Annotated in this window: 6 protein-coding genes; all 6 read left to right on the forward strand. The window is 61.1% G+C overall.

The window, feature by feature from the left end:
• The first annotated feature begins 106 nt into the window (after positions 1–106).
• The gene (locus N8H71_RS28035; protein ID WP_262196461.1) at positions 107–2,905 is read left to right on the forward strand and encodes an LPS-assembly protein LptD; all 2,799 of its coding nucleotides are present in this window, start codon (positions 107–109) and stop codon (positions 2,903–2,905) included.
• Positions 2,886–4,202: a peptidylprolyl isomerase SurA gene (gene surA / locus N8H71_RS28040; protein ID WP_262196462.1), complete on the forward strand. Its 1,317-nt coding sequence runs from the start codon at positions 2,886–2,888 to the stop codon at positions 4,200–4,202. The genes N8H71_RS28035 and surA overlap by 20 nt, the downstream gene beginning before the upstream one ends.
• Positions 4,199–5,188 carry a 4-hydroxythreonine-4-phosphate dehydrogenase PdxA gene (gene pdxA, locus N8H71_RS28045; protein WP_262196463.1) on the forward strand — a complete coding sequence of 330 codons (990 nt, stop codon included), beginning with the start codon at positions 4,199–4,201 and terminating at the stop codon, positions 5,186–5,188. The genes surA and pdxA overlap by 4 nt, the downstream gene beginning before the upstream one ends.
• Complete coding sequence (gene rsmA / locus N8H71_RS28050) at positions 5,185–6,003, forward strand: 16S rRNA (adenine(1518)-N(6)/adenine(1519)-N(6))-dimethyltransferase RsmA (RefSeq protein WP_262196464.1); 819 nt, start codon at positions 5,185–5,187, stop codon at positions 6,001–6,003. The genes pdxA and rsmA overlap by 4 nt, the downstream gene beginning before the upstream one ends.
• Positions 6,004–6,118: 115 nt before the next feature.
• Positions 6,119–6,499, forward strand: a complete 381-nt coding sequence (apaG, locus tag N8H71_RS28055; protein WP_064380341.1) for a Co2+/Mg2+ efflux protein ApaG — start codon at positions 6,119–6,121, stop codon at positions 6,497–6,499.
• On the forward strand, positions 6,499–6,936 hold a 438-nt coding region (locus N8H71_RS28060; RefSeq protein ID WP_262196465.1), incomplete at its 3' end, for a symmetrical bis(5'-nucleosyl)-tetraphosphatase. The genes apaG and N8H71_RS28060, both read left to right, overlap by 1 nt.

The following is a 6,936-nucleotide window of genomic DNA, read 5'->3' on the forward strand; positions in this document are numbered from 1 at the left end:
CCGTCAAGCGGGTCATGCTTTATTATCCAGCATCTTTTTCAGACCATCGAGAGGCGTGCGGCCCACACCGCGGGCAGATGGCACGCAGGAAGCCCGGACTAATAAGATGGCATTGAAATCCCCCGCGTTTCGTAAAAAATTTCCGTTGTTGGTAACCGGCAGTCTGCTGGCTATGCAACCTCTGGCCAGTTCATTCGTTGTCGCCGCCGAGCAGTATGACTGCGCCGTCTCGGCAACGGGAGGCTGGGCCTGCTCGCCGAAGACGTCGGCCGCTGCCTTGCCGCCGCGTCCCGTGCATGACGGCAGTGCCGTCAGCGCCGCTGGCGAAGCTGCGGCCGAGAGCGGTTCCACCGCAGAGTCCGGGCCCAAGCCGGTACTGGTTACCGAATCCAAGGGCCGTGGCCTGAAATCCCGTAGCGAAGACTACAGTCACCTCGACTGGGTTCCGCGCGAGAAGCTCACCGCGGCCCAACTGGCCGAGACCGGTCCTTACTGCTCTGGTTCCTATATCGAACCAATTCGTCCTGGCATGAATGACAAGACGAATAAAAGTGACGCCCCGACCTTCATCGGCGCCAAGGCGTCGCGTTATCAGCAGGATTCGCAGGTCGCGAGTCTGGCCGGTGACGTGGTCATGCGTCAGGGCAGCATGCAGGTCGAAGCCGACGAGGCCAACCTGTATCAGGCCGAAAGCCGTGGCGAACTGGCGGGCAACGTGCGCATTCGCGACAACGGCGCGCTGATCGTCGGCGACCACGCCGATGTGCAGCTGGACACCGGTGAAGCCAAGGTCGACAACGCCGAATACGTGATGCACAAGTCGCGCATCCGCGGTAACGCGCTGTACGCCAAGCGTGCCGAAAACGCGATCATCCGCCTGAAGGACGGCACGTACACCACGTGCGAACCGAACAGCAACGCCTGGCAGCTCAAGGGCAACAACATCACCCTGAACCCTGCCACCGGCTTCGGTACCGCGACCAACGTGACACTGCGGGTCAAGGACATTCCGGTTCTGTACACGCCGTACATCTACTTCCCGATCGACGACCGTCGTCAGTCGGGCTTCCTGCCGCCGACCATCGGCACCGGCAGCGACACCGGCTTCATGCTGGTGACCCCGTACTACTTCAACCTGGCACCGAACTACGATGCCACGTTGTATCCACGCTACATGGCCAAACGCGGTCTGTTGATGGAAGGCGAATTCCGCTACCTCACCAAGTCCAGCGAAGGTCAGTTCGGTGCGGCGTACCTCAACGACGAGGAAACCGAGCGCAGCAAGCAGACCGACTATCAGAAGAATCGCTACATGTACAACTGGCAGCACAAGGGCGGTCTCGACTCCCGCGTGCTGACCCAGGTGGACTACACCAAGATCAGCGATCCGTACTACTTCCAGGACCTGCAGACCGACCAGATTGGTGTCAAAAGCGCCGACTTCGTGAACCAGCAAGGTTCGGTGACGTACCGTGGCGACAGCTACACCGCACGCTTGAACGCCCAGGCGTACCAGCTGGCGACCGTATCGAACATCACCCCGTATGACCGTCTGCCGCAGATCACCTTCAATGGTCAGCTGCCGTATCATCCGGAAGGTCTGAATTTCGATTACGAGACCGAAATCGTTCGGTTTGACCGCGATCTGAAAGACGGCAATTTCGTCAACGAAGACGGCACTATCGAGCGTCGCCTCGATAACAACGTGTTCGGCCTGGCGCGCGCCAACGGCGACCGTCTGAATCTGAAGCCGGGCGTCAGCCTTCCGATGAACTGGACCTATGGCTTCCTCAAGCCGTCGCTGAAGTACCAGTACACCCAGTACCAACTGGATCTGGACGGCACCGGCAAGTCGCAGATTGCTGCCCAGACCGCAGAGCAGAACAAACTCAACGGGACCTTCGACAGCAACCAGAGTCGCGGCGTACCAATCGCCAGTGTTGACGGTGGCCTGTACTTCGACCGCAATACATCCTTCTTTGGCAAGAACTACCGTCAGACGTTGGAACCGCGCCTGTTCTACCTCTATGTACCTGAGGTGGACCAGGAAGACATTCCGGTATTCGACACCAGCGAATACACCTTCAACTATGCGTCACTGTTCCGCGACAACCGCTTCTCCGGCTCCGACCGTGTCGGCGACGAGAACAAACTGTCGCTGGGCGTGACCAGCCGCTGGATCGAAGATGACGGGTTCGAGCGTCAACGCATCAGCGTCGGTCAGGCCCTGTACTTCAAGGACCGCAAAGTTCAACTCCCGGGTATCGCGTTCAACGATCGTGACGACGCCAAATCCAGTGTCTCGCCATACGCACTGGAATACGAATACCGCTGGAACCGCGACTGGCGCACCACTGCCGACTACAACTGGGATCCGGACAGCCGCAGCCCGCGTTCCGGCAGTGCAATGTTCCACTACCAGCCTGAAGACAACCCGAACAAGGTGGTCAACGTCGGCTATCGCTATCGCAATGACCAGGTCCGCTACGACCAGAACACCGGTAAATGGGCCGTGGGCGGTGGTGACTACGGCACACCTGGCCAGCCTGGCTACGTGAAGGACTACTACAAGATCCAGCAGCATGACTTCTCGGTCATCTGGCCGATCGTTCCACAGTGGAGCGCGATCAGCCGCTGGCAGTACGACTACAACCGCAACCGCACGCTGGAAGCCTTCGGTGGTTTCGAATATGACAACTGCTGCTGGAAACTGCGCCTGATCAACCGTTACTGGGTCAGCTATGACGAATTCAGTCAGAACGCCCCGGAAAACGAAAAAGGCGACCACGGCGTCTTCCTCCAAATTGTTCTGAAGGGACTCGGCGGCCTCACCGGCGCCAAGGTAGAGAGCTTCCTCGACAAAGGCATCCAAGGTTATCGTCAACGTGAAGACCAAGCTTTCTGATTGTCTGCGCCCGCTGATGCTGGGCGCGCTGTTCCTGGGTACTGCGGCCAACGCCGCAGTACAGTCCATCGACAAAGTGGTGGCCATCGTCGACAACGACGTGGTCATGCAGAGCCAGCTGGATCAACGCGTCCACGAAGTTCAGCAAACCATCGCCAAGCGTGGCGGCGGCTTGCCGCCTCCGGGCGTGCTGGATCAACAGGTGCTCGAGCGCCTGATCGTCGAAAACCTGCAATTGCAGATCGGCGAACGCTCCGGTATCCGCATCACCGATGAAGAGCTGAACCAGGCGGTCGGCACCATTGCCCAGCGCAACAACATGACCCCGGATCAATTCCGTGTCGCCCTGTCCCGCGATGGCCTGTCCTATGAGGACGCCCGTGAGCAGATCCGCCGCGAAATGATCATCAGCCGCGTGCGTCAGCGCCGCGTGGCCGAACGCATTCAGGTATCGGAGCAGGAAGTGAAGAACTTCCTCGCCTCCGATCTGGGCAAGATGCAACTGTCCGAAGAACTGCACCTGGCCAACATCCTGATTCCGACCCCGGAAAGCGCCAACTCCGAAGCGATTCAGAGTGCTGCACGCAAGGCGATGGACGTTTACCAGCAGCTCAAGCAAGGTGCTGACTTCGGCCAGATGGCCGTGGCCAACTCCGCAAGCGACAACGCGCTGGAAGGCGGCGATATGGGCTGGCGTAAAGCCGCTCAACTGCCACCTCCGTTCGATCGTGAACTGAGCAGCATGACGGCTGGCGACATCACTCAACCGGCACGCACTCCGGGTGGTTTCATCATCCTGAAGCTGCTGGAAAAACGCGGTGGCGAAAGCCAGATGCGTGACGAAGTGCATGTGCGCCACATTCTGGTCAAGCCAAGTCCGGTTCGCGACGAAGCGAAAACCAAGGAACTGGCTCAATCGCTCTACAACCGCATCGAAGCCGGTGAAGATTTCGCCGAACTGGCCAAGAAGTATTCGGAAGACCCGGGTTCTGCCCTCAACGGCGGCGACCTGAACTGGATCGACCCGAACGCACTGGTACCGGAGTTCCGCGCCGTGATGGCCAAGGCCCCGCAAGGCCAGCTGTCCAAGCCGTTCCAGACCCAGTACGGCTGGCACGTTCTGGAAGTCCTTGGCCGTCGCGCCACCGACAGCACCGAACAGGCCCGTGAGCAGCAAGCGATGACCGTACTGCGTAACCGCAAATACGATGAAGAGCTGCAAACCTGGCTGCGTCAGATCCGTGACGAAGCGTACGTAGAGATCAAACTCCCTGGTGCAGACCAGGCAGCGCAGTGAAACCCAAGCGTTTCGCGCTGACACCCGGCGAACCGGCCGGCATCGGTCCCGACCTGTGCCTGCTGCTCGCCTCGCAAGCCCAGCCACATCCCCTGATTGCCATCACCAGCCGCGACCTGCTCCAAGAGCGGGCCGCGCAACTGGGGCTGGCCGTCAGTTTGCTGGAAGTGGCGCCGGACCACTGGCCGGACGCTCCGGCGCCCGCCAACAGCCTGTATGTCTGGGACACCCCGCTCAACGCCCCCGTGGTCGCCGGGCAACTGGACAAGGCCAACGCCGCATTCGTCCTCGAAACCCTGACCCGCGCCGGCAATGGCTGCCTGAACGGCGACTTCGCCGGGATGATCACCGCCCCTGTACACAAGGGCGTGATCAACGAATCGGGCATTGCGTTTTCCGGCCACACCGAATTTCTTGCCGACCTGACCCACACCGCCCAGGTGGTGATGATGCTCGCGACCCGCGGTTTGCGCGTGGCGCTGGTCACCACCCACCTGCCCTTGCGCGAGATTGCCGACGCGATCACGCCGGAGCGGCTGGAACGGGTCACGCGGATCCTGCACGCCGACCTGCAACAAAAATTCGGCATCGCCCAACCGCGCATCCTGGTCTGCGGACTCAATCCGCACGCTGGTGAAGGCGGACACCTGGGCCATGAAGAAATCGACATCATCGAACCCACATTGGAGCGCCTGCGCGGCGAGGGCATGGACCTTCGTGGCCCGCTGCCTGCCGACACTCTGTTTACCCCCAAATATCTGGAGCACTGCGACGCAGTGCTGGCGATGTACCACGACCAGGGCCTGCCCGTGCTGAAGTACAAAGGCTTCGGCGCCGCAGTCAATGTGACCCTGGGCCTGCCGATCATCCGTACTTCGGTCGACCATGGCACCGCCCTGGATCTGGCCGGCAGCGGCAAGATCGACACCGGCAGCCTGCAAGTTGCCCTGGAAACCGCCTACCAGATGGCCGAGACCCGTTTATGACCGAGCAATACCAACACAAGGCGCGCAAACGCTTTGGACAGAACTTCCTGCACGATGCCGGCGTCATCGACCGCATCCTGCGCTCCATCAGTGCCAAGGCCGGCGACCGCATGCTGGAAATCGGGCCGGGCCAGGGTGCATTGACCGCCGGCATCCTCAATTCCGGCGCACAACTGGACGTGGTGGAGCTGGACAAGGACCTGATCCCGATCCTCAACCAGCAGTTCGCCGGCAAGAGCAATTTCAACCTGCATCAGGGCGATGCGCTGAAGTTCGACTTCAACAGCCTGAACGCTGCGCCGAACAGCCTGCGCGTGGTCGGCAACCTGCCGTACAACATCTCCACGCCGCTGATTTTCCACCTGCTGAACAACGCCGGCATCATCCGCGACATGCACTTCATGCTGCAGAAGGAAGTGGTCGAGCGTCTGGCTGCCGGCCCGGGTGGCGGCGACTGGGGCCGTCTGTCGATCATGGTTCAGTACCACTGCCGGGTCGAACACCTGTTCAACGTCGGCCCGGGCGCGTTCAATCCGCCGCCGAAGGTCGACTCCGCCATCGTGCGCCTGGTACCGCACGCGGTGCTGCCGCATCCGGCCAAGGATCATCGCCTGCTGGAGCGCGTAGTACGCGAAGCGTTCAACCAGCGCCGCAAGACCCTGCGCAATACCCTCAAGCAGTTGCTGAGCAACGCAGAGATCGAGGCCGCCGGTGTCGATGGCAGCCTGCGGCCCGAGCAACTCGACCTGGCCGCATTCGTGCGCCTGGCCGACACGCTCGCCGAACAGCCGGCCAAAGCGCCTGAAGCCGACTGACAGGCAATGATCGTTATCGGGCAGGTCGCCGACTCTGGTCTACTGCCCGATACTTGCCTAGACTGAATTCAATCAGCTACGCCCCGCGTCCCGCTTCGCTTTTAAGGCCTTCCGCATGTCCGATCCTCGCTACCAGGTCGACGTCAGTGTCGTTACCCACTATCTGGCAGACCAATCGCAACCCGAGCACGAGCGCTTTGCCTTCGCCTACACCATCACCGTGCAGAACAATGGCGAGCAACCGGCCCGCCTGATGTCGCGCCATTGGGTAATCACCGACGGCGACGGCCATGTCGAGGAAGTGCGCGGCGCCGGCGTGGTCGGCCAGCAACCGCTGATCGGCGCTGGCAAAAGCCACACCTACAGCAGCGGTACGGTGATGACCACCAAGGTCGGCACCATGCAAGGCACTTACGAAATGGTCGCCGACGACGGCAAGCATTTCGATGCGATCATCAAGCCCTTCCGCCTCGCCGTTCCCGGAGCTCTGCACTGATGGCGACGTATGCCGTCGGCGACCTGCAAGGCTGCCTTGAACCACTCAAATGCCTGCTGAAGCAGGTCGCATTCGATCCGACCCTGGATCGCCTGTGGCTGGTGGGCGATCTGGTCAACCGAGGCCCGCAGTCACTGGAAACCCTGCGCTTTCTTTATGGCATGCGCGACTCGCTGGTGTGCGTCCTCGGCAATCACGACCTGCACCTGCTGGCCGCAGCGAAGAACATCGAGCGCATGAAGAAGTCCGACACGCTGCGTGAAATCCTTGAAGCGCCGGACTGCGCCGAACTGATGGAATGGCTGCGCCAGCAGAAACTCATGCACTACGACGAACAGCGCGAAGTGGCCATGGTGCACGCGGGCATCCCGCCGCAATGGTCGCTGCGCAAGGCGCTCAAGTACGCTGAAGAAGTCGAGACCGCACTGCGTGACGAC

The sequence above is a fragment of the Pseudomonas koreensis genome (assembly GCF_025447595.1).
Classification (GTDB): Bacteria; Pseudomonadota; Gammaproteobacteria; order Pseudomonadales; family Pseudomonadaceae; genus Aquipseudomonas; species Aquipseudomonas koreensis_H.

What these genes read in the sequence shown, in the direction of transcription:
- N8H71_RS28035 (WP_262196461.1), top strand. Translation starts at nt 107, where the DNA reads ATGGCATTGAAATCCCCCGCGTTTCGTAAAAAATTTCCGTTGTTGGTA.
- rsmA (WP_262196464.1), top strand. Translation starts at nt 5,185, where the DNA reads ATGACCGAGCAATACCAACACAAGGCGCGCAAACGCTTTGGACAGAAC.
- apaG (WP_064380341.1), top strand. Translation starts at nt 6,119, where the DNA reads ATGTCCGATCCTCGCTACCAGGTCGACGTCAGTGTCGTTACCCACTAT.